The following is a 26,094-nucleotide window of genomic DNA, read 5'->3' as shown; positions in this document are numbered from 1 at the left end:
TTAGATCACCTCTGCAGTTCCGCCAGCAGCTTCAATAGCTTCTTTAGCAGATGAGGAGAACTTAGCAGCTTTAACAGTTAGCTTAGTAGATAATGTACCGTTACCAAGCACTTTAATACCAGCCTTCTCTTTGCTTACTAAACCAGTTTCAATTAATAGTTCTGGTGTTACTTCAGTTCCATCTTCAAAACGATTTAAAGCTTCAAGGTTAACGATCGCATACTCTTTGCGATTGATGTTAGTGAAGCCACGTTTTGGAAGACGACGAAATAAAGGCGTTTGACCACCTTCGAATCCAGGTCTTACGCCACCGCCAGAACGAGCGTTTTGCCCTTTGTGACCTTTACCTGAAGTCTTTCCGTTACCTGAACCAGTACCACGACCTACACGGTTACGCACTTTACGTGAACCTGCAGCTGGTTGTAATTCATGAAGTTTCATTCCGGAGCACCTCCTTAGAGTGACAATTTATAATTATTGCTCTTTTACTGTAACAAGGTGAGCTACTTTGTTAATCATACCGCGAATTGCAGGATTATCGTCTTGAACGACAGTTTGGTTTACTTTACGTAAGCCAAGTGTACGAACAGTTACACGTTGATCTTCTGGACGACCAATTACGCTACGAGTGAGGGTAATTGCTAATTTGTTTGCCATTCTGTGTCCCTCCTTATCCTAACAGTTCTTCTACAGACTTACCACGTAGTTTTGCAACTTCTTCTGCACGTTTTAGGTTAGCTAAACCGTTAAGAGTTGCACGTACCATGTTAATTGGAGTATTTGAACCTAAAGATTTAGATAGAATATCACTTACGCCAGCTAATTCTAATACCGCACGAACTGGACCACCAGCGATAACTCCCGTACCTTCAGAAGCAGGTTTCAAGAAAATTTGACCTGCACCAAATTGTCCAAGGATTTCGTGTGGAATTGTAGTACCAACCATAGGTACAGTGATTAAGTTTTTCTTCGCATCTTCAATTGCTTTACGGATTGCATCTGGTACCTCTTGTGCTTTACCAGTACCAAATCCAACATGACCGTTTTTGTCACCAACTACTACTAAAGCAGCAAAGCGGAAACGACGTCCACCTTTAACAACTTTAGCTACGCGGTTAACGGTAACAACACGTTCTTCAAGCTCTAATTTATTTGGATCAATACGACGCATGATTTTCCCTCCTTTTACAATTAGAATTGTAATCCAGCTTCACGAGCAGCGTCAGCTAAAGCTTTTACGCGACCATGATATAAATAACCGCCACGATCGAATACTACTTCTTTCACGCCATTTTCTACTGCGCGTTTAGCAACTAATTCGCCAACTTTTGTAGCAGCTTCAACGTTACTAGTACTTTCTAAAGAAAGATCTTTATCTAAAGTAGACGCACTAGCGATTGTTACTGAATTTAAATCGTCAATGACTTGTGCATAAATATGTTGGTTAGAACGGTACACGTTTAAACGTGGACGAGTTGCAGTACCAGACAATTTAGCACGAACACGAGCATGTCTTTTCTTACGAACTTTGTTCTTATCTTGCTTCGTGATCATTTCGGTCACTCCTTTCTTTTACCTAACTGGCATTACTTCTTAGCAGTTTTACCTTCTTTACGACGAACATATTCACCTTCATAACGAATACCTTTACCTTTGTAAGGCTCTGGTGGGCGAACGTCACGGATATTTGCAGCTAATGCACCTACACGCTCTTTATCGATACCTTTAATAACAATTTTAGTTTGAGAAGGAACCTCAACTTCGATACCTTGCTCTGGAGTGATCTCAACTGGATGAGAGTATCCAACACTCAATACTAATTTGCTACCAGATTTTTGCGCACGGTAACCAACACCGACTAATTCTAAACCACGTTCGAAACCATTTGTAACACCTTCAACCATGTTACCTAATAGGCTACGAGTAGTTCCGTGAAGAGCACGGTGCTCCTTGTTGTCGCTAGGACGAGTTACAACTAATACGTTATCTTCAACTTTGATTTCAATCTCAGGGTGGAATGTACGAGTCAATTCACCCTTTGGCCCTTTTACAGTTACAGTGTTGTTTTCGTTTGTAACTGTAACACTTGCAGGAAGTTCTAAAGGCTTTTTACCAACACGTGACATAACTTACACCTCCATTCACTTTAAAAACTTATTACCAAACGTATGCTAATACTTCTCCACCTGTTTGTTTTTGACGAGCTTCTTTGTCAGTTAAAACACCTTGAGAAGTAGAAACGATTGCAATTCCTAAACCGTTAAGTACACGAGGTACTTCGTTTGTTTTTGCATATACACGTAGACCAGGTTTACTGATACGTTTTAAGCCTGTAATTACACGCTCATTGTTTGCACCGTATTTTAAGAAGATACGGATGATACCTTGTTTGTTATCTTCGATGTATTCTACATCACGCACAAAACCCTCACGCTTAAGGATTTCTGCAATTTGCTTCTTAATGTTAGAAGCAGGAACTTCGATTTTTTCATGACGAACCATGTTCGCATTGCGGATACGAGTTAGTAAATCTGCAATAGGATCAGTCATTACCATATTAATTTACCTCCTTCCCAAACTTGGGTTTTACCAACTAGCTTTTTTAACACCAGGAATTTGACCTTTATAAGCAAGCTCACGGAAACAAATACGGCAAAGCTTGAATTTACGTAGTACTGAGTGTGGACGTCCACAACGTTCGCAACGTGTGTACTCTTGTACTTTGAACTTCTGCTGGCGTTTTTGCTTCGCAATCATTGATTTTTTAGCCACATTTTCGCCTCCTCTGCTTAACGTTGGCAGTTATTACTTCTGGAATGGCATACCGAACTGAGTTAAAAGCTCACGAGCTTCTTCATCAGTGTTTGCTGTTGTAACAATAACGATATCCATACCACGAACTTTGCTCACTTTATCATAATCGATCTCTGGGAAGATCAATTGCTCTTTAACACCTAATGTGTAGTTTCCACGACCATCAAATGCTTTTTTAGATACTCCACGGAAATCACGTACACGTGGAAGTGAAACTGAAACTAATTTATCGAAGAACTCATACATGCGCTCGCCGCGTAAAGTTACTTTAGCACCGATTGGCATACCTTCACGCAGACGGAAACCTGCAATAGATTTCTTAGCACGAGTTACGATAGGTTTTTGACCAGTGATGTCAGCTAATTCTTCAACAGCGTTATCTAAAGCTTTTGAGTTAGAAACAGCCTCACCGATACCCATGTTAATAACGATCTTTTCGATCTTTGGCACTTGCATTACAGATTCATAATTAAACTTGCTCACTAGAGCAGGTGTAATTTCTTTTGTAAATTTCTCTTTAAGACGGTTCATGTGAACTATACCTCCCTTCACATTTCAATAATTATTTATCTAAAGTTTCACCAGATTTTTTTGCTACACGTACCTTTTTGCCGTCGATTACTTTGTAACCAACACGTGTTGGCTCACCAGATTTCGGATCTAATGGCATTACGTTAGATACGTGGATAGGTGCCTCTTGGCTAACGATTCCACCTTGTGGATTTACTTGAGAAGGTTTAGAGTGTTTTTTCACTACGTTTACGCCTTCTACAAGTACACGGTTTTTCTTTGGAAAAGCAGCAAGTACTTCGCCTTGTTTGCCTTTATCTTTACCAGAGATAACCACTACTTTGTCGCCCTTTTTTACATGCATCCTATTCGCACCTCCTTAAAAGGCATTTTGTTTTTATTCATTAATATATAATTAGATAACTTCTGGAGCTAAAGATACGATCTTCATGAAGTTGTTGTCACGTAATTCACGAGCAACTGGTCCAAAGATACGAGTACCACGTGGACTCTTATCGTCACGGATGATTACGCAAGCATTTTCGTCAAAACGGATATATGAACCGTCGTTACGACGAACACCGCGTTTTGTACGTACTACTACTGCTCTAACAACGTCACCTTTTTTAACAACGCCTCCTGGTGTTGCTTGTTTCACCGTACAAACGATAACATCACCAATATTAGCTGTCTTACGACCAGAACCACCTAATACTTTGATAGTAAGTACTTCACGCGCACCAGAGTTGTCTGCAACTTTTAAACGAGATTCTTGTTGAATCATGTACGAAACCTCCCTTCGGATGAATCATTCTTATCCGATCTGTCTTTCACTATTAGATAATAACAGCTTCTTCTACAACTTCTACTAGACGGAAACGTTTAGTAGCTGATAACGGACGAGTTTCCATGATTTTCACGATATCGCCCACTTTAGCTGTGTTATTCTCATCGTGAGCTTTGAACTTTTTTGAGTACTTTACACGTTTACCGTAAAGCGAATGCTTTTTGTATGTTTCTACAAGAACAGTAACAGTCTTATCCATTTTGTCAGAAACTACGCGGCCAGTGTAAACTTTACGTTGATTGCGTTCACTCATTCTGAAAGCCTCCTCTCAGACTTATTATTTATTAGCAGCGATCTCTCTTTCACGAACTACAGTCTTCATGCGAGCAATCGCTTTGCGTACTTCGCGAATACGAGTAGTATTCTCTAATTGTCCAGTCGCTAATTGGAAACGAAGGTTGAATAACTCTTCTTTTAAAGCTTTAACTTTTTGTTCAATTTCGGCAGTGGTAAGGTCACGAATTTCATTAGCTTTCATTAGATTCACCACCAATTTCTTCACGTTTTACAAACTTACACTTTACTGGTAGCTTGTGAGCTGCTAAACGTAATGCTTCACGAGCAACTTCTTCAGATACGCCTGAGATTTCAAACATTACTTTACCAGGCTTAACAACAGCTACCCAACCTTCAGGTGCACCTTTACCAGAACCCATGCGCACTTCTAGTGGTTTAGCAGTATAAGGTTTAGAAGGGAAAATTTTAATCCATACTTTACCGCCACGTTTCATGTAACGAGTCATAGCGATACGAGCAGATTCGATTTGACGGTTTGTAATCCAAGAAGCTTCTAAAGCTTGTAAACCGAACTCACCGAAGTGTACTTCAGTACCACCTTTTGCACGTCCTCGCATTTTTCCGCGGTGTTCGCGACGATATTTAACGCGTTTTGGCAATAACATTATTATTTTCCTCCTTCCTCAGATTTCTTTTTAGTAGGAAGGACTTCTCCACGATAGATCCATACTTTCACGCCAAGCTTACCGTAAGTTGTATCTGCTTCAGCATGAGCATAATCGATATCAGCGCGAAGTGTATGAAGTGGAACTGTACCTTCACTATAGTATTCAGAGCGAGCAATGTCAGCTCCGCCTAGACGACCAGATACCATTGTTTTGATACCTTGTGCACCAGCACGCATTGTGCGTTGAATTGATTGCTTTTGCGCACGACGGAATGATACACGATTTTCAAGTTGACGAGCGATGTTTTCAGCAACAAGCTTAGCATCTAAGTCAGCTCTTTTAATTTCTAAAATGTTGATGTGTACACGCTTGCCTGTTAATTGGTTAAGAGCTTTACGAAGTGCTTCAACTTCAGTACCACCTTTACCAATTACCATACCAGGTTTTGCAGTGTGGATCGTTACGTTTAAACGGTTAGCAGCACGTTCGATTTCTACTTTAGAAACAGCTGCATCGTTAAGACGTTTAGCGATATATTCACGTACTTTTAAGTCTTCATGTAATAAGTCAGCATAGTCTTTACCAGCGAACCATCTTGATTCCCAATCACGGATGATGCCGACGCGTAGACCAACTGGATTTACCTTTTGACCCATGAATTATCCCTCCTTCTTTTCTGATACCACGATTGTAATGTGGCTTGTGCGTTTGTTAATTTGGCTTGCACGACCTTGAGCACGTGGACGGAAACGTTTTAAAGTTGGACCTTCGTCAACAAAAACTTCAGAAACAACTAAGTTGTTAGCGTCCATTTCATAATTGTGTTCTGCATTGGCAATAGCAGATTTTAATAGTTTCTCAACAACCGGAGAAGCAGCCTTAGGCGTGTGAAGTAGCACTGCTAATGCTTCACCCACTTGCTTACCTCGAATTAAATCTACAACTAAACGAACTTTACGAGGAGCAATACGTACTGTTCTCGCAACAGCTTTAGCTTGCATTTAAAAGCCTCCTCTCATATTAGCGTCTTGTTTTCTTATCGTCACTTGCGTGACCTTTATAAGTACGAGTTGGTGCGAATTCACCAAGTTTATGACCTACCATATCTTCAGTTACATAAACAGGTACATGTTTACGACCGTCATATACAGCAATAGTGTGACCGATGAATTGAGGGAAAATAGTTGAACGACGAGACCAAGTCTTAACAACTTGTTTGCTGTCTGTTTCATTTAACTTCTCAATTTTATTAATTAAGTGTCCATCAACAAAAGGTCCTTTTTTTAAGCTGCGACCCATAAGTGAACCTCCCTTCGTGATTGTTCTACGGTTCGCTTGAACCGTAGCTCAATCCCGTTATTTTTTACGACGACGAACGATAAATTTATCGGATTTATTTTTCTTCTTACGAGTTTTAAATCCAAGTGTTGGTTTGCCCCATGGACTCATTGGAGACTTACGTCCGATAGGTGAACGTCCTTCACCACCACCGTGTGGGTGATCATTAGGGTTCATTACAGAACCACGAACAGTTGGACGGATACCTAACCAACGAGAACGACCAGCTTTACCAATGTTGATTAGTTCGTGTTGTTCATTACCTACTTGACCTACAGTAGCGCGGCAAGTAGCTAGAATCATGCGAACTTCACCAGAAGTTAAACGTACTAATACGTATTTACCTTCTTTACCAAGTACTTGTGCAGAAGCACCCGCTGAACGTACTAATTGTCCACCTTTACCTGGTTTTAATTCGATGTTGTGTACTACTGTACCAACAGGAATGTTTGCTAGTGGAAGAGCGTTACCTACTTTAATGTCAGCTTCAGTACCTGACATAACTTCCATACCTACTTTAAGGTTTTTAGGAGCAAGAATGTAACGTTTTTCACCATCAGCATAATTGATTAATGCGATGTTTGCTGAACGGTTTGGATCATACTCGACTGTAGCAACGCGTCCAGGTATTCCATCTTTATCACGTTTAAAGTCGATGATACGGTATTGACGTTTGTGCCCACCACCTTGGTGACGAACAGTGATTTTACCTTGGTTGTTACGACCACCTTTGCGTGTAACAGGTGCAAGTAACGATTTTTCTGGTTTGTCAGTAGTGATTTCAGCGAAATCTGAAACCGACATACCACGACGACCATTTGAGGTTGGTTTGTACTTTTTAATCGCCATCTCAATTTCCCTCCTTCTCTATTAATCTTAAGCTTCGAAGAATTCGATTTCGTTGCTTTCTTGAGTTAGCGTTACTACCGCTTTACGACGACGGTTTGTAAGACCGCTATAACGACCTACACGTTTGAATTTACCTTTGTAGTTCATGACATTTACTTTTTCAACTTTTACGTCAAAGATTCTTTCGATCGCATCTTTAACTTCAGTTTTATTAGCTTTTACATCAACTTCAAAAGTGTATTTCTTCTCAGTCATTAAGTCTGTTGAACGTTCTGTAATTACGGGGCGCTTAATAATATCACGAGGATCTTTCATTATGCAAGCACCTCCTCTACTTTTTCAACTGCGTCTTTAGTGATTACAAGCTTATCGTGATTAACAACGTCTAATACGCTTAATCCGTTAGCTGTAACAACTGTTACACCAGGAATGTTACGTGCTGAAAGTGCAACATTTTCGTTAAGATCAGCAGTTACTACTAATGCTTTGCGCTCTACTGTTAGGTTTTTAAGAACTGCTACCATCTCTTTTGTTTTTGGAGCATCAAAAGATAAAGCTTCAAGTACAACAATGCTGTTATCTTGAACTTTTGTAGATAAAGCAGACTTAATAGCTAAACGACGAACTTTTTTAGGTAATTTGTAGCTATAGCTTCTTGGAACTGGACCAAATACTACGCCACCACCACGCCATTGTGGAGAACGGATAGATCCTTGACGTGCACGACCAGTACCTTTTTGACGCCATGGCTTACGACCACCACCACGTACTTCAGAACGATTTTTTACTTTAGAAGTACCTTGACGCATCGCTGCACGTTGCATGATGATTGCATCAAAAAGTACTTTGTTATTAGGTTCGATACCGAATACGGCATCTTGTAATTCGATTTCACCAACGTTTTTACCGTCTTGGTTAAACAATGCTACTTTTGGCATTGGTTATTCCTCCTTTCTCGAAGAATTATTATTTAGATTTAACCGCAGATTTCACAGTTACTAGAGATTTTCTAGCTCCTGGCACGTTACCTTTTACTAATAAAAGGTTGCGTTCTACGTCAACTTTTACGATTGATAAGTTTTGAACTGTAATGCGCTCTCCACCCATGCGTCCTGGTAATAATTTACCTTTGAATACGCGGTTTGGAGCAACAGGACCCATTGAACCTGGGCGACGGTGGTAACGAGAACCGTGAGACATTGGTCCACGAGATTGTCCGTGGCGTTTAATAGCACCTTGGAAACCTTTACCTTTTGAAACTCCTGTTACATCGATTACATCGCCTTCTGCGAAAATATCAACCTTGACTTCTTGACCAACTTCATATTCTGAAGCGTTCACTCCGCGTAACTCACGGATGAAGCGCTTAGGAGCAGTATTAGCTTTAGAAGCGTGTCCTTTAGCAGGTTTGTTAGATAATTTCTCACGAATATCTTCAAAACCTAATTGGATTGCTTCGTAACTGTCTGTCTCAGCGTTTTTAACTTGAAGAACTACGTTTGGAGTAGCTTCAATTACTGTTACAGGGATTAAATCACCGTTTTCAGCGAATACTTGAGTCATACCGATCTTTCTTCCTAAGATTCCTTTGGCCATTAGTCACACCTCCTAAGTATGTCTTCATTCTTTATTTTAAATTAAAGTTTAATTTCGATATCTACACCAGATGGTAAATCTAAACGCATTAATGAATCAACAGTTTGTGGTGTTGGATTCACGATATCAACTAAGCGTTTATGCGTGCGCATTTCGAATTGCTCACGAGAATCTTTATATTTGTGCACAGCACGTAGAATTGTATAAACTGATTTCTCAGTTGGTAACGGAATCGGACCAGATACTGTAGCGCCAGAGCGTTTAGCAGTTTCTACGATTTTCTCAGCTGATTGATCAAGAATTCTGTGATCGTATGCTTTTAAACGAATGCGAATTTTTTCTTTTGCCATTATTTTCCCTCCTTTTTCGCCTATCTTTCTAAATAGACATTCTCCGCGGAAATTTCCCCACACTCGCCATGGCAAAGCGGCCGGGTGTGTCGGCAACCTTCCGCATCATCGCAGTCAAAGACCAACATTCTTATTGTACTAAAAATGGGTCGGTATTGCAACAGTCTTTTATATAAAATATAAAACTTTTTTCTGTTGCGCACTTTTTTCATTATATATAAAACAAATACACAATGCAAGTGTAATCATAAATTCTCTATTTACCTTTTATGACCAAAAAAAAAGAAGCAGGATTTCCTGCTTCTTTTTTAAAGAGTAAAAGATTACTCAGTGATTGTAGCTACAACGCCAGCGCCTACTGTACGTCCACCTTCACGGATTGAGAATTTAGTACCTTCTTCAATCGCGATTGGAGCAATAAGTTCAACAGTCATTTCGATGTTGTCGCCAGGCATTACCATTTCTACGCCTTCTGGTAAGTTACAAATACCAGTTACATCAGTTGTACGGAAGTAGAACTGAGGACGGTAGTTGCTGAAGAATGGAGTGTGACGTCCACCTTCTTCTTTAGAAAGAACGTATACTTCAGCTTTGAATTTAGTGTGTGGAGTGATTGTACCTGGTTTAGCTAGTACTTGTCCACGTTGGATATCTTCACGAGAAACACCGCGAAGTAAAGCACCGATGTTGTCACCAGCTTCAGCATAGTCAAGAAGCTTACGGAACATTTCTACACCAGTTACAGTAGTAGATTTTGATTCTTCAGCTAAACCGATGATGTCTACAACGTCACCAACTTTAACTTGTCCACGCTCAACACGACCAGTAGCAACTGTACCACGACCAGTGATTGAGAATACGTCCTCAACTGGCATCATGAATGGTTTTTCAGTGTCACGCTCTGGAGTTGGGATGTACTCATCAACAGCGTCCATAAGCTCGATGATTTTAGCTTCCCAATCAGCATCTCCTTCAAGAGCTTTAAGAGCAGAACCTTTGATTACCGGTACATCGTCACCTGGGAAGTCGTATTCAGAAAGAAGGTCACGTACTTCCATTTCTACTAATTCAAGTAACTCTTCATCGTCTACCATGTCACATTTGTTTAAGAATACAACTAGGTATGGAACACCTACTTGACGAGAAAGAAGGATGTGCTCACGAGTTTGTGGCATTGGGCCATCAGCAGCAGATACTACTAAGATACCGCCATCCATTTGTGCAGCACCAGTGATCATGTTTTTAACGTAGTCAGCATGTCCTGGGCAGTCAACGTGTGCATAGTGACGAGTGTCAGTTTCATACTCAACGTGTGCAGTTGAGATTGTGATTCCACGCTCGCGCTCTTCTGGAGCAGCGTCGATCATGTCATAAGCCATAGCTGCACCTTTACCGCTTTTCTTAGCAAGTACAGTAGTGATAGCAGCTGTTAAAGTTGTTTTACCATGGTCAACGTGACCAATTGTACCAATATTGGCATGTGTTTTTGAACGGTCGAATTTTTCTTTACCCATTCGTAACGCCTCCTTAATTTCTTATAATGTAAATTTATGAGGCCGTGAAAAGGAATCAACTCCACTTTCACAGCGTACATAAGTAGTTATACTTTAATAAAGAGTGAAAATCAATTATTCACCTTTATTTTTTTTAATAATTTCTTCTGAAATAGACTTTGGTACTTCTTCATAATGATCAAAGTGCATTGAGTAGTTTCCACGACCTTGAGTATTAGAACGTAATGCAGTTGCATAACCAAACATTTCAGAAAGTGGTACGAATGCGCGTACTACTTGAGCGTTTCCGCGAGCTTCCATACCTTCTACACGTCCACGACGAGAAGTGATGTCACCCATGATGTCACCTAAGTACTCATCAGGAATTACAACTTCAACTTTCATCATTGGCTCAAGAATAACTGGGTTACATTTTGAAACTGCGTTTTTAAGTGCCATAGAAGCAGCAATTTTAAACGCCATCTCACTTGAGTCAACGTCATGGTAAGAACCGTCTACTAAAGCAGCTTTAACATCGATTACTGGGTAACCTGCTAATACACCGTTTTGAAGTGCATCTTCAAGACCAGCTTGAACTGCAGGGATGTATTCACGTGGAACTACACCACCAACAATTTTGTTTTCGAATTCGAAGCCTTTACCTTCTTCGTTCGGTTCAAACTCAATCCAAACGTGACCGAATTGTCCACGACCACCAGATTGACGTGCAAATTTACCTTCAACTTTCGCAGAACCGCGGAAAGTTTCACGGTATGCTACTTGAGGAGCACCAACGTTAGCTTCTACTTTGAACTCGCGACGCATACGGTCAACGATGATATCTAAGTGAAGTTCACCCATACCAGAGATGATGATTTGACCAGTCTCTGTGTTAGTTTCCGCACGGAAAGTTGGATCTTCTTCTTGTAGTTTTTGAAGAGCAGTTGTCATCTTATCTTGGTCAGCTTTTGACTTAGGCTCAACAGATAATGAAATAACTGGCTCTGGGAACTCCATAGACTCAAGAATAACAAGATTCTTTTCATCACATAAAGTGTCACCAGTAGTAGTATCTTTCAAACCTACAGCAGCAGCGATATCTCCAGCATATACAGCTGAAATCTCTTCACGAGAGTTAGCATGCATTTGTAGGATACGTCCTACACGCTCACGCTTACCTTTTGTAGAGTTCTGTACATAAGAACCAGAGTTAAGAATTCCAGAATATACGCGGAAGAATGTTAATTTCCCTACGTATGGATCTGTCATTACTTTAAACGCTAAAGCTGAGAATGGAGCGTCGTCGCTAGATGGACGTACAACTTCTTCATCAGTATCAGGAGTGATACCTTTGATTGCTGGTACATCTGTTGGAGCTGGTAAGTAATCAATTACCGAGTTCAACATTAATTGTACACCTTTGTTTTTGAACGCTGATCCACAAAGAACTGGGAAGAATTCAACGTCACAAGTACCTTTACGGATAGCAGCTTTTAGTTCTTCAACGCTAAGCTCGCCTTCTTCAAGATACTTCATCATTAATTCTTCATCAAGTTCTGCAGCAGCTTCTACAAGTTTAGCATTATATTCTTCAGCTAATTCTTTGTATTCTTCTGGAATCTCAATTTCTTGAATATCAGTTCCTAGGTCATTACCGTAGTGGTAAGCTTTCATTTCCACTAAGTCAATGATTCCTGTGAATTGATCTTCAGCACCGATTGGCAATTGGATTGGGTGAGCATTTGCACCTAAACGATCATGAATCGTTTTAACAGAGTACAAGAAGTCAGCACCGATTTTATCCATTTTGTTTACGAATACTACACGCGGTACACCGTATGTAGTAGCCTGACGCCATACAGTTTCTGTTTGAGGCTCAACACCAGATTGAGCATCAAGAACTGCCACCGCACCATCAAGTACACGAAGTGAACGTTCAACTTCTACAGTGAAGTCTACGTGTCCAGGAGTATCGATGATGTTAACACGGTGACCTTTCCAAGAAGCAGTTGTTGCAGCAGACGTGATTGTAATACCACGCTCTTGCTCCTGCTCCATCCAGTCCATTTGTGAAGCTCCTTCATGAGTTTCACCAATTTTATGGATACGACCAGTATAATAAAGAACACGCTCAGTTGTTGTTGTTTTACCAGCATCAATATGAGCCATGATACCAATATTACGAGTGTTTTCTAAGGAGAACTCTCTTGCCATGTTAGGTATTTCTCCTTCCATATTATAATTATAATTAGTTTTTTAAGTTGATTCGTTAAAAGATTACCAACGGTAGTGAGCAAACGCTTTGTTCGCTTCTGCCATTTTATGAGTATCTTCACGTTTCTTAACTGCAGCACCAGTGTTGTTAGCTGCGTCAAGGATTTCGTTAGCTAAACGCTCTTCCATCGTTTTTTCTCCACGAAGACGAGCATAGTTTACTAACCAACGAAGACCTAGAGTTGTACGACGCTCTGGACGTACTTCTACAGGAACTTGGTAGTTAGAACCCCCTACACGGCGTGCTCTAACTTCTAATACAGGCATGATGTTTTTAAGAGCTTGGTCGAATACTTCCATAGCTTCTTTACCACTGCGCTCTTGTACTAGATCGAATGCTCTATAAAGAATAGCTTGTGATTTACCGCGCTTTCCATCAAGCATCATTTTGTTGATTAAGCGTGATACAAGCTTTGAATTGTAAATTGGATCTGGTAATACGTCTCTCTTTGCAACAGGACCCTTACGTGGCATTCTAATTTCCTCCTTTCACTTATGAGAATAATTCTATTTGTTGTTTATATTATTTTTTAGCTGCTTTTGGTCGCTTAGTACCATATTTAGAACGACCTTGCATACGGCCATCCACACCAGCAGTATCTAACGCACCACGTACGATATGGTAACGTACCCCTGGTAAATCTTTTACACGTCCACCGCGGATAAGTACCACGCTGTGTTCTTGTAAGTTGTGACCAATACCTGGGATATAAGCAGTAACCTCGATACCGTTAGTTAAACGTACACGAGCATATTTACGAAGAGCCGAGTTCGGTTTCTTCGGTGTCATAGTACCCACACGTGTACATACACCACGTTTTTGTGGAGAAGATTGGTTAGTTTGAGCTTTTTTAAAGCTGTTGTAACCTTTGTTTAAAGCAGGTGAGTCAGATTTTTGAACCTTGCTCACACGACCTTTACGGATTAGTTGATTAATAGTAGGCATTTGAATTTCCTCCTTTCAGCTTTTGTAAGACCACACATCCAGGTGGTTCATTTTTTAGCAAAAAACAAAGTTTTTGAACACTAGTCCAAAAACGTGTTAACTAATAATTGCAACAGCTGCCGCATCTACTTCTATTCCACAAGCTTTTCCAAGCTCTTTCATAGAGTTAACAAAACTGTAAGGGGTGTTTTCTTGCACAGCAACTTTCACTACCAAGTCGGTAATGTAGGTGTCTGCATTATCCGCAAGTATAACTTCCTTTACAATTCCTTTTTTTAAAGCTTTCACTGTCTGCTTAGTTCCTACAATAATATGATCAGCCTGTGATACTTTTTCATAAGACATTATCATATCCTCCAAAGCAACAGGTAGTTTATAGGAGCACCTTTGATATAGTATCATTCCCTAGAATGGATGTCAACTGCACGATGCAGTTTTTTTAAAAAAACATCCATTCTAGAAAAATGACTACTTATTAATCGATTGTTACTGGCTCTTCAACCTGATTTTTAACTGGTTCAGCATTACGATATCTATTCATACCAGTACCAGCAGGAACAAGTTTACCAATAATAACGTTCTCTTTAAGACCTAATAGTTCATCACGTTTTCCTTTAATAGCTGCATCTGTAAGAACACGAGTAGTTTCTTGGAATGATGCTGCTGATAAGAAGGAATCCGTTTCAAGAGATGCTTTTGTGATACCAAGTAGTACAGGTCGACCAGTAGCTGGACGATTGCCCTCTAGTAACACTTTTTCGTTAGCATCAGTGAATTGGTGAATATCTAATAGTGAACCTGGTAATACATCTGTATCTCCAGAATCCATTACTCTCACTTTACGAAGCATTTGGCGTACCATTACTTCAACGTGCTTATCACCAATTTCTACCCCTTGCATACGGTATACTTTTTGTACTTCACGTAGCAGGTATTCTTGAACAGCAGTGATATCTTTTACTTTTAATAACTCTTTCGGATCAATTGAACCTTCTGTTAACTCTTGACCACGAGCAATCTCTTGGCCTTCAGCTACCTTCAAGCGTGCACTGTAAGGAGCTGTGTAAGAGCGTGTTTCAATGTCACCTTGAACTGTAATTTCATGCTGACGGTCACGTCCTTCAGTAATTGAAGTAACGGTACCTTCGATTTCTGAAATAACAGCTTGGCCTTTAGGGTTACGAGCTTCAAAGATCTCTTGGATACGAGGTAAACCTTGAGTGATGTCATCTCCGGCAACCCCACCAGTATGGAATGTACGCATCGTTAACTGTGTACCTGGCTCACCGATTGATTGAGCAGCGATAATACCAACTGCTTCACCAACTTCAACTTCTGAACCAGTTGCCAAGTTACGTCCGTAACATTTTTTACATACTCCATGACGAGTGTTACAAGTAAACGCAGAACGAATCCATACTTCTTCAACACCAGCATTTACAATTTCTTCAGCTAGATCTTCTGTAATTAATTCATTTTCTGCTACAAGTACTTCGTTTGTTTCTGGATGAACAACAGTTTTACGTGCATAACGTCCAATTAGACGCTCATCCAGCTTTTCGATTTCCTCCGTGCCTTCTTTGATTGCAACAGCCAAGATTCCTCGGTCTGTACCGCAATCATCATCACGAACGATAACATCTTGAGCCACATCAACAAGACGGCGAGTAAGATAACCTGAGTCAGCTGTTTTAAGGGCTGTATCAGCAAGACCTTTACGCGCGCCGTGAGTAGAGATAAAGTATTCTAATACTGTTAAACCTTCACGGAAACTTGATTTGATTGGTAACTCGATGATACGTCCAGACGGGTTAGCCATCAGACCACGCATACCAGCAAGCTGCGTGAAGTTAGATGCGTTACCACGGGCACCAGAGTCACTCATCATAAAGATTGGATTTCGTTTATCTAAGGATTCCATCAGCTTACCTTGGATAACGTCTTTCGCACTACTCCAAATTGAGATTACGCGATCATAACGCTCATCTTCAGTAATTAAACCACGACGGAATTGTTTTAGAACATTATCTACTTTAGCTTGCGCTTCTTGTAAGATAACTTCTTTTTCACCTAATACAACGATATCTGCTACACCAACTGTAATACCAGCTTTAGTAGAATATTTGAAACCTAAGTCTTTCATGCGATCAAGCATTTTAGACGTTTCAGTAATCTTAAAGCGTTTGAATACTTCAGCAATGATATTACCTAAGATTTTTTTCTTAAATGGTGCAATTGCAGGTTGATTTTTAATGAATTCTTTTACGTCAGCACCTTTTTCAACAAAGTATTTATCCGGTGTCTTAACTTCAAGGTTTTCTCTTGTTGGTTCGTTAATATACGGGAATGATTCCGGTAAGATTTCGTTAAATACAAGCTTACCTACAGTCGTCACTAACAATTGTTGATTTTGTGCTTCAGTAAATGTTTGGTTATTTAAAGAACCAGCGTATACACCAACACGAGTATGTAAATGTACATATCCGTTTTGGTATGCCAGCAACGCCTCATTTGTATCTTTAAATACCATACCTTCACCCACTGCGTCTTCACGCTCAAGTGTTAAGTAGTAGTTACCTAATACCATATCTTGAGATGGTGTAACAACTGGTTTACCATCTTTTGGATTCAGGATGTTTTGCGCTGCTAACATTAAGATGCGCGCTTCTGCTTGTGCTTCTGCAGATAACGGTACGTGAACGGCCATTTGGTCACCATCAAAGTCCGCATTGTATGCTGTACATACAAGTGGATGTAGACGGATTGCACGACCTTCTACTAATGTAGGTTCAAACGCTTGGATACCAAGTCTGTGAAGTGTAGGTGCACGGTTTAACAGAACTGGATGCTCTTTAATAACCGATTCTAATACGTCCCATACTTCAGGTTGAACGCGCTCGATTTTACGTTTCGCACTCTTGATGTTATGAGCTAAACCACGCTCAACTAACTCTTTCATAACAAACGGCTTAAATAGTTCTAACGCCATTTCTTTTGGTAAACCACATTGGTACATCTTTAAGTTCGGTCCTACAACGATTACAGAACGCCCAGAGTAGTCAACACGTTTACCAAGTAAGTTTTGACGGAAGCGTCCTTGCTTACCTTTTAACATATGTGAAAGAGATTTTAACGGACGGTTACCAGGACCTGTTACAGGGCGCCCACGACGACCGTTATCGATTAAAGCATCTACAGCTTCTTGAAGCATACGCTTTTCGTTTTGAACGATAATGCTAGGAGCTCCAAGATCTAGTAAACGTTTTAAGCGGTTGTTACGGTTAATTACACGACGATATAAATCATTTAGGTCAGAAGTTGCAAAACGTCCACCATCTAATTGAACCATTGGACGAAGTTCCGGTGGGATAACCGGTAAAACATCTAAGATCATCCAAGAAGGTTCATTACCAGAGTGACGGAAAGCTTCCAACACTTCTAAACGCTTAATTGCACGTGTACGACGTTGACCTTGAGCAGTTTTAAGCTCTTCTTTTAGAGCATCTACTTCTTTGTCAAGATCGATGTCTTGTAATAATTTCTTAACAGCTTCCGCACCCATCGCTGCATGGAAAGTTTTTCCATACTTTTCACGATATGCACGATATTCTTTTTCAGATAATAGCTGTTTCTTTTCAAGCGGTGTATCACCAGCATCTGTTACAACATATGAAGCAAAATAGATAATTTCCTCTAGCGCACGAGGGGACATGTCTAAGACAAGTCCCATGCGGCTAGGGATACCTTTGAAGTACCAAATATGTGAAACAGGTGCAGCTAGTTCAATATGTCCCATACGTTCACGACGTACTTTTGCTCTTGTTACTTCTACTCCACAACGGTCACATACTACGCCTTTGTAACGAACGCGTTTGTATTTACCACAGTGGCACTCCCAGTCCTTTTGTGGACCAAAGATGCGCTCACAAAACAAACCATCTTTTTCAGGTTTTAATGTACGATAGTTGATCGTTTCCGGTTTTTTTACCTCACCGTATGACCAAGAGCGAATTTTATCTGGCGAAGCTAGACCAATTTTCATATACTCAAAGTTATTTACATCTAGCAAGGAGCCTACCTCCCTTTTAATCTACAGGTTTTTTCCCTTAACGTGCGTATACTTTTATATGAAAGTAATTCCTTACTCTTTGATAACAGGGTCTTTTTGACCTTCAGAAATTCCTTCTGGTTCTATATCAGACATAATAGATTCGGATTGTTGTTCTTGATCATCCTCTGAATCTACAATGTCAATCTCTTGCTCATCAGCTGAAAGCATTTTTACATCCATACCTAAACTTTGTAATTCTTTAATTAATACTTTGAATGATTCAGGTATACCTGGCTCTGGAATATTTTCGCCTTTTACGATGGCTTCATATGTTTTCACACGACCAACAACATCATCCGACTTCACAGTTAGAATCTCTTGTAGCGTATAAGCAGCACCGTATGCTTCCAGCGCCCATACTTCCATCTCTCCAAAACGTTGTCCACCAAATTGCGCTTTACCACCTAATGGCTGTTGGGTAACAAGTGAATATGGTCCAGTAGAACGTGCGTGAAGCTTATCGTCTACCATGTGAGCAAGTTTAATCATGTACATAATACCTACTGATACACGATTATCGAAAGGTTCACCTGTACGACCATCGTATAATACAGTTTTCGCATCACGTGACATGCCTGCCTCTTCAATCGTCGCCCAAACATCTTCTTCACGAGCACCATCAAATACTGGAGATGCAACATGAATTCCAAGTTTACGAGCCGCCATACCTAAATGAAGCTCTAATACTTGCCCGATGTTCATACGAGAAGGTACCCCTAGTGGGTTTAACATGATATCGATTGGAGTTCCATCTGGTAAGTAAGGCATATCTTCCTCTGGTAAAATACGCGAGATTACACCTTTGTTACCGTGACGACCGGCCATTTTGTCACCTTCAGAAATTTTACGCTTCTGAACGATATACACGCGAACAAGTTGGTTTACACCTGGTGGTAACTCATCGCCATCTTCACGATTGAAGACTTTAACATCAAGGATAATTCCGCCTCCACCATGTGGTACACGTAATGAAGTATCGCGAACCTCACGTGCTTTTTCACCAAAGATTGCATGTAATAAGCGCTCTTCAGCTGTTAGTTCCGTAACACCTTTAGGCGTTACTTTACCAACTAAAAGATCACCATCTTTAACTTCGGCACCAATGCGAATGATACCACGCTCATCTAGGTTACGAAGAGCATCTTCACCCACGTTTGGAATATCACGTGTAATTTCTTCTGGTCCTAGTTTCGTATCACGAGACTCAGACTCATATTCTTCAATATGAACAGAAGTATATACATCGTCTTTTACAAGACGTTCACTCATGATAATAGCATCCTCATAGTTATATCCGTCCCAAGTCATGAAACCTACTAAAACGTTACGTCCTAATGCAAGCTCTCCTTTTTCCATAGAAGGGCCGTCAGCTAGGATTTCACCTTTTACAACTTCATCGCCAACTGAAACAATTGGACGCTGGTTGTAGCAAGTACCTTGGTTCGAACGAACAAACTTAAGAAGCTTGTATTTATCTAAGTTACCTTTAACTTTTTGCCCGTCTACCTCTTCATAACGACGAACAAAAACTTGTTTTGCTTCCACGCGCTCAACAACACCAGGGTGCTTACAGATAACTGCAGCTCCTGAGTCTTTACCAGATACATATTCCATACCTGTTCCAACAAGTGGCGCTTCTGGGTTTAACAACGGTACTGCTTGACGTTGCATGTTGGCACCCATTAATGCACGGTTTGAGTCATCATTCTCTAAGAATGGAATACAAGCTGTTGCCGCGGATACTACTTGCTTTGGTGATACGTCCATGTAATCTAAACGATCACGACGGATAACTGTATTTTCACCACGGAAACGGGCTACAACATTTTCATCTAAGAAAGAACCATCTTCACCTAAGCGCGCATTCGCTTGAGCAACTACATAGTTATCTTCTTCATCAGCAGTTAAGTAATCAATTCTCGACGTAACTTTACCTGTTTCAGGATCAATACGACGATATGGCGTTTCAATAAAGCCGAATTTATTTACTTTTGCATAAGAAGATAATGAGTTAATTAACCCAATGTTTGGTCCCTCAGGCGTTTCGATTGGACACATACGACCATAGTGAGAGTAGTGAACGTCACGAACTTCGAATCCAGCACGCTCACGAGTCAAACCACCTGGTCCTAATGCAGACAGACGGCGCTTATGTGTCAATTCAGCTAACGGGTTTGTTTGGTCCATGAACTGAGAAAGCTGAGAGCTACCAAAGAATTCTTTAATAGCAGCAATTACAGGGCGAATATTGATTAACTGTTGAGGAGTAATTGTGTTCGTGTCTTGAATAGACATTCTCTCACGCACAACACGCTCCATACGAGATAAACCAATACGGAATTGGTTTTGCAACAATTCCCCTACAGAACGAAGACGACGATTTCCTAAATGGTCGATATCATCTGTATCCCCTACTTGGTGAAGTAAATTAAAGAAGTAGCTAATTGATGCTAGAATATCAGCCGGTGTAATATTCTTTACTTCTTCTGTCACGTAAGCATTACCGGAAACTGTAATAACTTTCTCTCCATCCGGATCGTTTGGAGCATAAATCTTGATAGATTGTAACGTGACATTGTCTTCTAAAACTCCGCCAACCGGGCTATAAGTTTTGAAGTTTACTCCACTTTCAAGCATTGGAATTAAGCGATCTAATGTACGACGATCAATCATTGCACCTTTTTCAGCAATAATTTCACCCGTTTCATGATCAACTAATGTTTCTGCTAATTTTTGATTAAACAAACGATGTTTAATATGAAGCTTTTTATTAATCTTGTAACGACCAACGTTTGCTAAATCATAGCGCTTTGGATCAAAAAATCGAGATACAAGCAATGATTTTGCATTTTCTACAGTTGGTGGCTCACCTGGACGTAAGCGCTCATAGATTTCTAGTAGCGCTTTTTCTGTACTTTCCGTGTTATCTTTTTCAAGCGTGTTACGGATGTACTCATTATCTCCAATTAGATCAATAATCTCTTGGTCTGAACCAAAACCTAACGCACGTAACAGTACTGATACTGGAAGTTTACGAGTACGATCAATACGCACATAAACGACGTCTTTTGCATCAGTTTCATATTCTAACCATGCTCCACGGTTTGGAATAACAGTAGCTGTATATCCCTTTTTACCATTTTTATCTACTTTTCCACTGTAGTAGACGCTTGGTGAACGTACCAATTGTGATACGATAACGCGCTCAGCACCGTTAATAACAAACGTACCAGTTTCCGTCATCAATGGGAAATCACCCATAAACACATCTTGGTCTTTTACTTCACCTGTTTCTTTATTAATTAAACGCACCTTAACACGAAGAGGTGCTGCATAAGTTACATCACGTTCTTTAGACTCTTCTACTGAATACTTTGGCTCACCTAAGCTGTAGTCAATAAATTCTAGTGATAAATTACCAGTAAAATCATCGATTGGAGAAATATCCTGGAACATTTCTCGTAATCCTTCATCTAAAAACCATTGGTATGAAGCCGTTTGAATCTCGATTAAGTTTGGTAATTCTAGAACCTCACTGATACGAGCATAACTTCTGCGCTGGCGGTGGCGTCCATACTGAACTAGTTGACCTGTCAACTGATTCACCCCTCAAATCAAGCGTTATTATTCAAGACATATAATAAACTATTGTTTATTATTGAACAAAAGAAAAATGGTTTCTTTAAATAGAAAACCACAATTTCATAAAACGTACTATTGATTTTATTAGTTTTCCCATACATTCTCAAATTATACGTGCAATTTTATGTATAACAGAGGTCTATATGGAATATTTATATATTGGCATTTTATAATGCTAACATACTAAAAAATATTAGTCAACATTTTTTAGCACGTATGATATAATAGCCTTTTTTCTTTTCTACTACCTCTACTTCTTCAAATAGAGACTCTAGTTTCGTTAAAGCGGAAGGAGCTCCCTGTTTCTTTTGAATCACGACCCATAATTCACCTTGTTCAACGAGATGGCTATATGCCCCTTCAAGAATTTCGTGTACAATTTTTTTACCAGCACGAATTGGTGGGTTCGTAAGAATAGTAGAGAAATGATCAATTTTCACATTACTATAGCAAAAGCTCTGATAAATTTGAACATTATCAATCCCATTAGCTTTTGCATTCTTTTCTGATAAAGCTAATGCGCGCTCGTTAACATCAACCATATGCACTTGCTCATCCGGATGAAGTTTAGCCATCGCTAAACCGATAGGACCATATCCACAGCCGACGTCTAGAATAGGACCTTTTACGTTATTAACCTCAAAGCTGTCAATTAGCACTCGAGAACCAAAATCAACTTCTTTTTTAGAGAAAACACCATGATCGCTAGTGAAACGAAAAGATTGTCCTCGAAGTTCAAACGAAAATGTCTCTTCATTACTGCTAGCCGATGGTGTGTTTGAAAAATAGTGTTCTGTCAACTGAACTCCTCCTTCTAAAAGGCATCCTCTAATACTATAAACGAATAGAGAAACAGAAGCAAAAAAGCTCGCTTGAATAAGCGAGCTTTTTCATATCAAATGTTAAGTAATAATTACTTAACTTCTACAGAAGCGCCAACTTCTTCAAGTTTAGCTTTTGCTTCTTCAGCTTCTTCTTTAGAAATACCTTCTTTAAGAGCTTTTGGAGCGTTATCAACGATTTCTTTAGCTTCTTTTAAGCCAAGACCAGTGATTTCACGTACTACTTTGATAACTTTGATTTTTTGGCCGCCAGCACTTTCAAGTACTAGGTCAAATTCAGTTTTCTCAGCAGCAGCTTCACCAGCAGCACCGCCAGCTACAGCTACAGGAGCAGCAGCAGTTACGCCAAATTCTTCTTCAATTGCTTTTACTAAATCGTTAAGTTCTAAAACAGTCATATTTTTAACTGCTTCAATGATTTGTTCTTGAGTCATTGTTAATTTCCTCCTTGTGATTGTGTTATATATAACAGACTAAATTATGCACCTTGTTCTTCTTTTTGATCTGCCACAGCTTTTGTAGCAAGAGCAAGGTTGCGGATTGGAGCTTGAAGAACGCTAAGTAACATAGAAAGTAAGCCTTCGCGAGATGGAAGTTCAGCAATAGCTTTAATTTCATCAACAGTTGCTACATTACCTTCGATAACACCAGCTTTAATTTCTAACGCTTCGTGTTCTTTAGCGAAGCTGTTAAGAATTTTAGCTGGAGCAATAACGTCTTCTCCACCAAATGCAATTGCGTTTGGACCAACTAGCGCTTCGTTAAGGCTGTTTAGTTCAACCTTTTCTACAGCACGGCGAGTTAAAGTGTTTTTGTATACTTTGAACTCAATTCCCGCGTCACGTAATTGCTTACGAAGTTCAGTTACTTCAGCAACATTTAACCCACGGTAGTCAACTACGATTGCTGATCCACTTGCTTTAAGCTTGTCAGCAATTTCATCAACAACTTGTTTCTTTTGTTCAATTACGTTGCTCATTTTTACACCTCCTGTAGATTTCCTTCCGTACACTCATACAAGGTGCAAATAAAACACCTCCATGACAACTAAGACATGGAGGTGTTATAAGCGAATCAGAACGTTCACTAATTTATCACACACACCTCGGTAGGAAATTAAGCCTTACAGGCACCTACTGTCTACGGTACAAATGTTATTTTTTTAACAACATTATCTATTGTAATCAGTTGGACTCAGAAAGTCAACACCAATTTATTTCCAATAATTAGTTAGCTGCGCTGAAAGTTGCGATATCAACTTTGATACCAGGGCCCATAGTTGAAGATACAGCTAAGTTCTTCATATATGTTCCTTTTGCAGCTGCAGGCTTAGCTTTTTGCATAGTTTCGAAGATTGTAGTGAAGTTTTCAATTAACTTGCTATCTTCGAATGATACTTTACCGATTGGTACGTGGATGTTACCAGCTTTATCAACGCGGTATTCTACTTTACCAGCTTTGATTTCATTAACAGCTTTCTCAACATCGAATGTTACAGTACCAGTTTTAGGGTTTGGCATTAAGCCTTTTGGTCCTAATACACGACCAAGTTTACCAACTTCACCCATCATGTCTGGTGTAGCAACGATTACGTCAAATTCAAACCAACCTTGTTGGATTTTGTTGATGTAATCAGAATCGCCAACGTAGTCAGCTCCAGCAGCTTCTGCTTCTTTCGCTTTCTCACCTTTAGCAAATACTAATACACGTTGAGTTTTACCAGTACCATTTGGAAGTACTACTGCACCACGAATTTGTTGGTCAGCTTTCTTAGGGTCAACGCCTAAACGGAATGCTACTTCAACAGTTGCATCAAATTTAGTTGTGTTTGTTTTCTTTACTAATTCAATTGCTTCTTGAACTGAGTAAGCTTGTGTACGATCTACAAGCTTCGCAGCTTCAACGTACTTTTTACCTTTTTTAGCCATTTTGTTTTCCTCCTTATGTGGTATTAACGGAATAACCTCCCACTAATAAAGGTTGCGAAACGGAAGCTATCCCTATCTCGCAACCTTCTAACACCTAATCATTTGGGATTAGTCTTCAACTACGATTCCCATGCTACGTGCTGTACCTTCTACCATACGCATTGCAGACTCAACGTTAGCAGCGTTTAGGTCAGGCATTTTTGTTTCAGCAATCTCACGTACTTTGTCACGCTTGACTGTTGCAACTTTATTACGGTTTGGTTCACCAGAACCTGACTCAATACCAGCCGCTTTCTTAAGTAATACAGCAGCAGGTGGAGTTTTCGTAATAAATGTAAATGAACGGTCTTCAAATACCGTAATTTCAACAGGAATGATTAAACCAGCTTGATCAGCTGTGCGAGCGTTAAATTCTTTACAGAATCCCATGATGTTAACACCGGCTTGACCTAATGCAGGACCAACTGGTGGTGCTGGGTTTGCTTTACCAGCAGGAATTTGTAATTTTACAAGTTTAATTACTTTTTTAGCCACGAGACACACCTCCTTAAGTCCGTGATGTGGTAATAGGGCGATGCCCTCCCACTCCAAGTTCTTTATATATAAAATAAAGAAATAGTTGTTTTAGTCTCAAGATTGAGACATACTGACTTATGAAATATTAACATTAAAACAGATGAAATGCAAGGTTTTAAAAGTTATATTTTTTCAATTTGTGTAAACTCTAACTCAACAGGTGTTTGACGTCCGAACATATCAACATGAACTTTAATTTTGCGCTTGTCCGTATCAATTTCTTCGATTGTGCCTTCAAAGTTCGCAAACGGACCTTCTTTAACTAGAACCGTTTCTTTTAACTCAAAGTCAAATTCAGCATGACTTTCATCCATACCCATTTGCTTTAAAATCATTTCTACTTCTTCTGGTAATAGAGGTGTCGGTTTAGAACCTGAACCGGCTGACCCAACGAAACCTGTTACACCAGGAGTGTTACGTACCACGTACCATGAATCATCTGTCATAATAATCTCTACTAACACATAACCTGGAAATACTTTCTTCTTTGTTATCTTTTCTTTATTGTTTTTAATTTCTCTTTCTTCTTCTTCAGGTACCACCACGCGGAAGATTTTATCTTGCATGCCCATTGTTTCTACACGCTTTTCTAAATTCGTCTTTACTTTATTCTCATACCCTGAATAAGTATGAACAACATACCAATTTTTCTCCATTTTTGAGGACGTAATGTCCTTCCCTCCCAGCTTCCTATAAAGTGTTCAAGTATCTATTGCACAGAAGATGAACTAGAACCTTCACCTGTTCTAGTTCATATCATTCTCAAAACAAATTAAAAAACCCGTACCCGGGCTTTTTAAGAAGAAATCATCATTTAGTTTCATTATACCATGATTATCATTAAATTATTCAAGGGATTAAACGAATCAATGATGAGATTCCATAATCGACAACTGCGAAAAAGACGGTCATGAAAATAACTGTAGAAACAACTGTAATTGTATAGCGAACTAGTTCATTTCGTTTAGGCCAGCTGACCTTCTTCATTTCACGACCAACGTCACGCAAAAATTTCCCTACACGGTTCATGTTTGTAACCTCCATTAAAATAAAAGGGGTATTAATCTGTGCAG

Annotated in this window: 35 protein-coding genes and 1 other annotated feature; all 35 genes read right to left on the bottom strand. The window is 39.8% G+C overall.

The window, feature by feature from the left end; genetic code table 11:
* The 35 genes from rplO to secE all read right to left on the bottom strand — a co-directional run bounded on the left by rplO (position 1) and on the right by secE (position 26,050).
* Entirely contained in the window at positions 1–441 is a 441-nt protein-coding gene (gene rplO / locus A2U94_RS10050; protein WP_025909744.1) for a 50S ribosomal protein L15, read from the bottom strand.
* Between the two features lie 33 nt (positions 442–474).
* Positions 475–657, bottom strand: coding sequence for a 50S ribosomal protein L30 (rpmD, locus tag A2U94_RS10045; protein WP_025909743.1), 183 nt, complete (start codon positions 655–657; stop codon positions 475–477).
* Between the two features lie 13 nt (positions 658–670).
* Positions 671–1,171, bottom strand: a complete 501-nt coding sequence (gene rpsE, locus A2U94_RS10040) for a 30S ribosomal protein S5 (RefSeq protein ID WP_025909742.1) — start codon at positions 1,169–1,171, stop codon at positions 671–673.
* A gap of 20 nt (positions 1,172–1,191) precedes the next feature.
* Positions 1,192–1,554 carry a 50S ribosomal protein L18 gene (gene rplR, locus A2U94_RS10035; protein WP_025909741.1) on the bottom strand — a complete coding sequence of 121 codons (363 nt, stop codon included), beginning with the start codon at positions 1,552–1,554 and terminating at the stop codon, positions 1,192–1,194.
* Between the two features lie 32 nt (positions 1,555–1,586).
* Entirely contained in the window at positions 1,587–2,126 is a 540-nt protein-coding gene (gene rplF, locus A2U94_RS10030) for a 50S ribosomal protein L6 (protein ID WP_025909740.1), read from the bottom strand.
* Positions 2,127–2,157: 31 nt separating this feature from the next.
* On the bottom strand, positions 2,158–2,556 hold the full coding sequence (gene rpsH, locus A2U94_RS10025; protein WP_025909739.1) for a 30S ribosomal protein S8: 399 nt from the start codon (positions 2,554–2,556) through the stop codon (positions 2,158–2,160).
* A gap of 30 nt (positions 2,557–2,586) precedes the next feature.
* Entirely contained in the window at positions 2,587–2,772 is a 186-nt protein-coding gene (locus tag A2U94_RS10020; protein ID WP_025909738.1) for a type Z 30S ribosomal protein S14, read from the bottom strand.
* A gap of 33 nt (positions 2,773–2,805) precedes the next feature.
* Complete coding sequence (rplE, locus tag A2U94_RS10015) at positions 2,806–3,345, bottom strand: 50S ribosomal protein L5 (protein ID WP_025909737.1); 540 nt, start codon at positions 3,343–3,345, stop codon at positions 2,806–2,808.
* Positions 3,346–3,376: 31 nt separating this feature from the next.
* Entirely contained in the window at positions 3,377–3,688 is a 312-nt protein-coding gene (gene rplX / locus A2U94_RS10010; protein ID WP_025909736.1) for a 50S ribosomal protein L24, read from the bottom strand.
* A 51-nt stretch (positions 3,689–3,739) separates the two neighbouring features.
* Positions 3,740–4,108 (bottom strand): 50S ribosomal protein L14, encoded by a 369-nt coding sequence (gene rplN, locus A2U94_RS10005; RefSeq protein ID WP_025909735.1) that lies wholly within the window; start codon positions 4,106–4,108, stop codon positions 3,740–3,742.
* A 52-nt stretch (positions 4,109–4,160) separates the two neighbouring features.
* Positions 4,161–4,424, bottom strand: a complete 264-nt coding sequence (rpsQ, locus tag A2U94_RS10000; protein WP_025909734.1) for a 30S ribosomal protein S17 — start codon at positions 4,422–4,424, stop codon at positions 4,161–4,163.
* A gap of 24 nt (positions 4,425–4,448) precedes the next feature.
* Positions 4,449–4,649 (bottom strand): 50S ribosomal protein L29, encoded by a 201-nt coding sequence (gene rpmC, locus A2U94_RS09995; RefSeq protein ID WP_025909733.1) that lies wholly within the window; start codon positions 4,647–4,649, stop codon positions 4,449–4,451.
* On the bottom strand, positions 4,639–5,073 hold the full coding sequence (gene rplP / locus A2U94_RS09990) for a 50S ribosomal protein L16 (protein ID WP_025909732.1): 435 nt from the start codon (positions 5,071–5,073) through the stop codon (positions 4,639–4,641). The genes rpmC and rplP overlap by 11 nt, the downstream gene beginning before the upstream one ends.
* Positions 5,074–5,075: 2 nt before the next feature.
* Complete coding sequence (gene rpsC, locus A2U94_RS09985) at positions 5,076–5,732, bottom strand: 30S ribosomal protein S3 (protein ID WP_025909731.1); 657 nt, start codon at positions 5,730–5,732, stop codon at positions 5,076–5,078.
* Positions 5,733–5,735: 3 nt separating this feature from the next.
* Positions 5,736–6,077 carry a 50S ribosomal protein L22 gene (rplV, locus tag A2U94_RS09980; RefSeq protein WP_025909730.1) on the bottom strand — a complete coding sequence of 114 codons (342 nt, stop codon included), beginning with the start codon at positions 6,075–6,077 and terminating at the stop codon, positions 5,736–5,738.
* Between the two features lie 19 nt (positions 6,078–6,096).
* Entirely contained in the window at positions 6,097–6,375 is a 279-nt protein-coding gene (gene rpsS / locus A2U94_RS09975) for a 30S ribosomal protein S19 (RefSeq protein ID WP_025909729.1), read from the bottom strand.
* 57 nt (positions 6,376–6,432) lie between these two features.
* Positions 6,433–7,263: a 50S ribosomal protein L2 gene (rplB, locus tag A2U94_RS09970; RefSeq protein WP_025909728.1), complete on the bottom strand. Its 831-nt coding sequence runs from the start codon at positions 7,261–7,263 to the stop codon at positions 6,433–6,435.
* Positions 7,264–7,290: 27 nt separating this feature from the next.
* Entirely contained in the window at positions 7,291–7,578 is a 288-nt protein-coding gene (gene rplW / locus A2U94_RS09965) for a 50S ribosomal protein L23 (protein WP_025909727.1), read from the bottom strand.
* The gene (gene rplD, locus A2U94_RS09960) at positions 7,578–8,201 is read right to left on the bottom strand and encodes a 50S ribosomal protein L4 (protein WP_025909726.1); all 624 of its coding nucleotides are present in this window, start codon (positions 8,199–8,201) and stop codon (positions 7,578–7,580) included. Before rplD ends, rplW begins: the two co-directional genes overlap by 1 nt.
* A gap of 28 nt (positions 8,202–8,229) precedes the next feature.
* Positions 8,230–8,859 (bottom strand): 50S ribosomal protein L3, encoded by a 630-nt coding sequence (rplC, locus tag A2U94_RS09955; RefSeq protein ID WP_025909725.1) that lies wholly within the window; start codon positions 8,857–8,859, stop codon positions 8,230–8,232.
* A gap of 41 nt (positions 8,860–8,900) precedes the next feature.
* Positions 8,901–9,209 (bottom strand): 30S ribosomal protein S10, encoded by a 309-nt coding sequence (gene rpsJ / locus A2U94_RS09950; RefSeq protein ID WP_025909724.1) that lies wholly within the window; start codon positions 9,207–9,209, stop codon positions 8,901–8,903.
* Between the two features lie 323 nt (positions 9,210–9,532).
* The gene (tuf, locus tag A2U94_RS09945; RefSeq protein ID WP_025909723.1) at positions 9,533–10,723 is read right to left on the bottom strand and encodes an elongation factor Tu; all 1,191 of its coding nucleotides are present in this window, start codon (positions 10,721–10,723) and stop codon (positions 9,533–9,535) included.
* Between the two features lie 114 nt (positions 10,724–10,837).
* The gene (fusA, locus tag A2U94_RS09940) at positions 10,838–12,916 is read right to left on the bottom strand and encodes an elongation factor G (protein WP_025909722.1); all 2,079 of its coding nucleotides are present in this window, start codon (positions 12,914–12,916) and stop codon (positions 10,838–10,840) included.
* A gap of 63 nt (positions 12,917–12,979) precedes the next feature.
* Positions 12,980–13,450 carry a 30S ribosomal protein S7 gene (gene rpsG, locus A2U94_RS09935; RefSeq protein ID WP_013054923.1) on the bottom strand — a complete coding sequence of 157 codons (471 nt, stop codon included), beginning with the start codon at positions 13,448–13,450 and terminating at the stop codon, positions 12,980–12,982.
* A gap of 49 nt (positions 13,451–13,499) precedes the next feature.
* Positions 13,500–13,922 carry a 30S ribosomal protein S12 gene (gene rpsL / locus A2U94_RS09930; RefSeq protein ID WP_025909721.1) on the bottom strand — a complete coding sequence of 141 codons (423 nt, stop codon included), beginning with the start codon at positions 13,920–13,922 and terminating at the stop codon, positions 13,500–13,502.
* Positions 13,923–14,018: 96 nt separating this feature from the next.
* Complete coding sequence (locus A2U94_RS09925) at positions 14,019–14,267, bottom strand: 50S ribosomal protein L7ae-like protein (protein ID WP_025909720.1); 249 nt, start codon at positions 14,265–14,267, stop codon at positions 14,019–14,021.
* A 130-nt stretch (positions 14,268–14,397) separates the two neighbouring features.
* Positions 14,398–17,991 carry a DNA-directed RNA polymerase subunit beta' gene (gene rpoC, locus A2U94_RS09920; RefSeq protein ID WP_025909719.1) on the bottom strand — a complete coding sequence of 1,198 codons (3,594 nt, stop codon included), beginning with the start codon at positions 17,989–17,991 and terminating at the stop codon, positions 14,398–14,400.
* A gap of 72 nt (positions 17,992–18,063) precedes the next feature.
* On the bottom strand, positions 18,064–21,630 hold the full coding sequence (gene rpoB, locus A2U94_RS09915) for a DNA-directed RNA polymerase subunit beta (RefSeq protein ID WP_025909718.1): 3,567 nt from the start codon (positions 21,628–21,630) through the stop codon (positions 18,064–18,066).
* Between the two features lie 242 nt (positions 21,631–21,872).
* Positions 21,873–22,475 carry a class I SAM-dependent methyltransferase gene (locus tag A2U94_RS09910; RefSeq protein WP_025909717.1) on the bottom strand — a complete coding sequence of 201 codons (603 nt, stop codon included), beginning with the start codon at positions 22,473–22,475 and terminating at the stop codon, positions 21,873–21,875.
* Positions 22,476–22,588: 113 nt separating this feature from the next.
* Positions 22,589–22,951: a 50S ribosomal protein L7/L12 gene (gene rplL / locus A2U94_RS09905; protein WP_013054917.1), complete on the bottom strand. Its 363-nt coding sequence runs from the start codon at positions 22,949–22,951 to the stop codon at positions 22,589–22,591.
* A 44-nt stretch (positions 22,952–22,995) separates the two neighbouring features.
* Positions 22,996–23,496, bottom strand: a complete 501-nt coding sequence (gene rplJ, locus A2U94_RS09900) for a 50S ribosomal protein L10 (RefSeq protein WP_025909716.1) — start codon at positions 23,494–23,496, stop codon at positions 22,996–22,998.
* A gap of 41 nt (positions 23,497–23,537) precedes the next feature.
* Positions 23,538–23,681 (bottom strand) — a sequence feature (ribosomal protein L10 leader region).
* Between the two features lie 62 nt (positions 23,682–23,743).
* Entirely contained in the window at positions 23,744–24,445 is a 702-nt protein-coding gene (gene rplA / locus A2U94_RS09895; protein ID WP_025909715.1) for a 50S ribosomal protein L1, read from the bottom strand.
* 108 nt (positions 24,446–24,553) lie between these two features.
* Positions 24,554–24,979, bottom strand: coding sequence for a 50S ribosomal protein L11 (gene rplK / locus A2U94_RS09890; RefSeq protein WP_025909714.1), 426 nt, complete (start codon positions 24,977–24,979; stop codon positions 24,554–24,556).
* A gap of 164 nt (positions 24,980–25,143) precedes the next feature.
* On the bottom strand, positions 25,144–25,677 hold the full coding sequence (gene nusG / locus A2U94_RS09885) for a transcription termination/antitermination protein NusG (protein ID WP_025909713.1): 534 nt from the start codon (positions 25,675–25,677) through the stop codon (positions 25,144–25,146).
* A gap of 193 nt (positions 25,678–25,870) precedes the next feature.
* The gene (gene secE / locus A2U94_RS09880) at positions 25,871–26,050 is read right to left on the bottom strand and encodes a preprotein translocase subunit SecE (RefSeq protein WP_025909712.1); all 180 of its coding nucleotides are present in this window, start codon (positions 26,048–26,050) and stop codon (positions 25,871–25,873) included.
* Positions 26,051–26,094: the final 44 nt, after the last annotated feature.

This window comes from Bacillus sp. VT 712, assembly GCF_001614195.1.
Lineage (GTDB): Bacteria > Bacillota > Bacilli > Bacillales > Bacillaceae_H > Priestia > Priestia flexa.
The sequence above is the reverse complement of the archived record's forward strand: the minus strand, read 5'-3'. Positions and strand labels throughout refer to the sequence as shown.

Bases quoted from the DNA above. Each gene is read 5' to 3' on its own strand.
- rplO (WP_025909744.1), bottom strand. From the start codon at position 441: ATGAAACTTCATGAATTACAACCAGCTGCAGGTTCACGTAAAGTGCGT.
- rpmD (WP_025909743.1), bottom strand. From the start codon at position 657: ATGGCAAACAAATTAGCAATTACCCTCACTCGTAGCGTAATTGGTCGT.
- rpsE (WP_025909742.1), bottom strand. From the start codon at position 1,171: ATGCGTCGTATTGATCCAAATAAATTAGAGCTTGAAGAACGTGTTGTT.
- rplR (WP_025909741.1), bottom strand. From the start codon at position 1,554: ATGATCACGAAGCAAGATAAGAACAAAGTTCGTAAGAAAAGACATGCT.
- rplF (WP_025909740.1), bottom strand. From the start codon at position 2,126: ATGTCACGTGTTGGTAAAAAGCCTTTAGAACTTCCTGCAAGTGTTACA.
- rpsH (WP_025909739.1), bottom strand. From the start codon at position 2,556: ATGGTAATGACTGATCCTATTGCAGATTTACTAACTCGTATCCGCAAT.
- rplE (WP_025909737.1), bottom strand. From the start codon at position 3,345: ATGAACCGTCTTAAAGAGAAATTTACAAAAGAAATTACACCTGCTCTA.
- rplX (WP_025909736.1), bottom strand. From the start codon at position 3,688: ATGCATGTAAAAAAGGGCGACAAAGTAGTGGTTATCTCTGGTAAAGAT.
- rplN (WP_025909735.1), bottom strand. From the start codon at position 4,108: ATGATTCAACAAGAATCTCGTTTAAAAGTTGCAGACAACTCTGGTGCG.
- rpsQ (WP_025909734.1), bottom strand. From the start codon at position 4,424: ATGAGTGAACGCAATCAACGTAAAGTTTACACTGGCCGCGTAGTTTCT.
- rpmC (WP_025909733.1), bottom strand. From the start codon at position 4,649: ATGAAAGCTAATGAAATTCGTGACCTTACCACTGCCGAAATTGAACAA.
- rplP (WP_025909732.1), bottom strand. From the start codon at position 5,073: ATGTTATTGCCAAAACGCGTTAAATATCGTCGCGAACACCGCGGAAAA.
- rpsC (WP_025909731.1), bottom strand. From the start codon at position 5,732: ATGGGTCAAAAGGTAAATCCAGTTGGTCTACGCGTCGGCATCATCCGT.
- rplV (WP_025909730.1), bottom strand. From the start codon at position 6,077: ATGCAAGCTAAAGCTGTTGCGAGAACAGTACGTATTGCTCCTCGTAAA.
- rpsS (WP_025909729.1), bottom strand. From the start codon at position 6,375: ATGGGTCGCAGCTTAAAAAAAGGACCTTTTGTTGATGGACACTTAATT.
- rplB (WP_025909728.1), bottom strand. From the start codon at position 7,263: ATGGCGATTAAAAAGTACAAACCAACCTCAAATGGTCGTCGTGGTATG.
- rplW (WP_025909727.1), bottom strand. From the start codon at position 7,578: ATGAAAGATCCTCGTGATATTATTAAGCGCCCCGTAATTACAGAACGT.
- rplD (WP_025909726.1), bottom strand. From the start codon at position 8,201: ATGCCAAAAGTAGCATTGTTTAACCAAGACGGTAAAAACGTTGGTGAA.
- rplC (WP_025909725.1), bottom strand. From the start codon at position 8,859: ATGGCCAAAGGAATCTTAGGAAGAAAGATCGGTATGACTCAAGTATTC.
- rpsJ (WP_025909724.1), bottom strand. From the start codon at position 9,209: ATGGCAAAAGAAAAAATTCGCATTCGTTTAAAAGCATACGATCACAGA.
- tuf (WP_025909723.1), bottom strand. From the start codon at position 10,723: ATGGGTAAAGAAAAATTCGACCGTTCAAAAACACATGCCAATATTGGT.
- fusA (WP_025909722.1), bottom strand. From the start codon at position 12,916: ATGGCAAGAGAGTTCTCCTTAGAAAACACTCGTAATATTGGTATCATG.
- rpsG (WP_013054923.1), bottom strand. From the start codon at position 13,450: ATGCCACGTAAGGGTCCTGTTGCAAAGAGAGACGTATTACCAGATCCA.
- rpsL (WP_025909721.1), bottom strand. From the start codon at position 13,922: ATGCCTACTATTAATCAACTAATCCGTAAAGGTCGTGTGAGCAAGGTT.
- A2U94_RS09925 (WP_025909720.1), bottom strand. From the start codon at position 14,267: ATGTCTTATGAAAAAGTATCACAGGCTGATCATATTATTGTAGGAACT.
- rplL (WP_013054917.1), bottom strand. From the start codon at position 22,951: ATGACTCAAGAACAAATCATTGAAGCAGTTAAAAATATGACTGTTTTA.
- rplJ (WP_025909716.1), bottom strand. From the start codon at position 23,496: ATGAGCAACGTAATTGAACAAAAGAAACAAGTTGTTGATGAAATTGCT.
- rplA (WP_025909715.1), bottom strand. From the start codon at position 24,445: ATGGCTAAAAAAGGTAAAAAGTACGTTGAAGCTGCGAAGCTTGTAGAT.
- nusG (WP_025909713.1), bottom strand. From the start codon at position 25,677: ATGGAGAAAAATTGGTATGTTGTTCATACTTATTCAGGGTATGAGAAT.
- secE (WP_025909712.1), bottom strand. From the start codon at position 26,050: ATGAACCGTGTAGGGAAATTTTTGCGTGACGTTGGTCGTGAAATGAAG.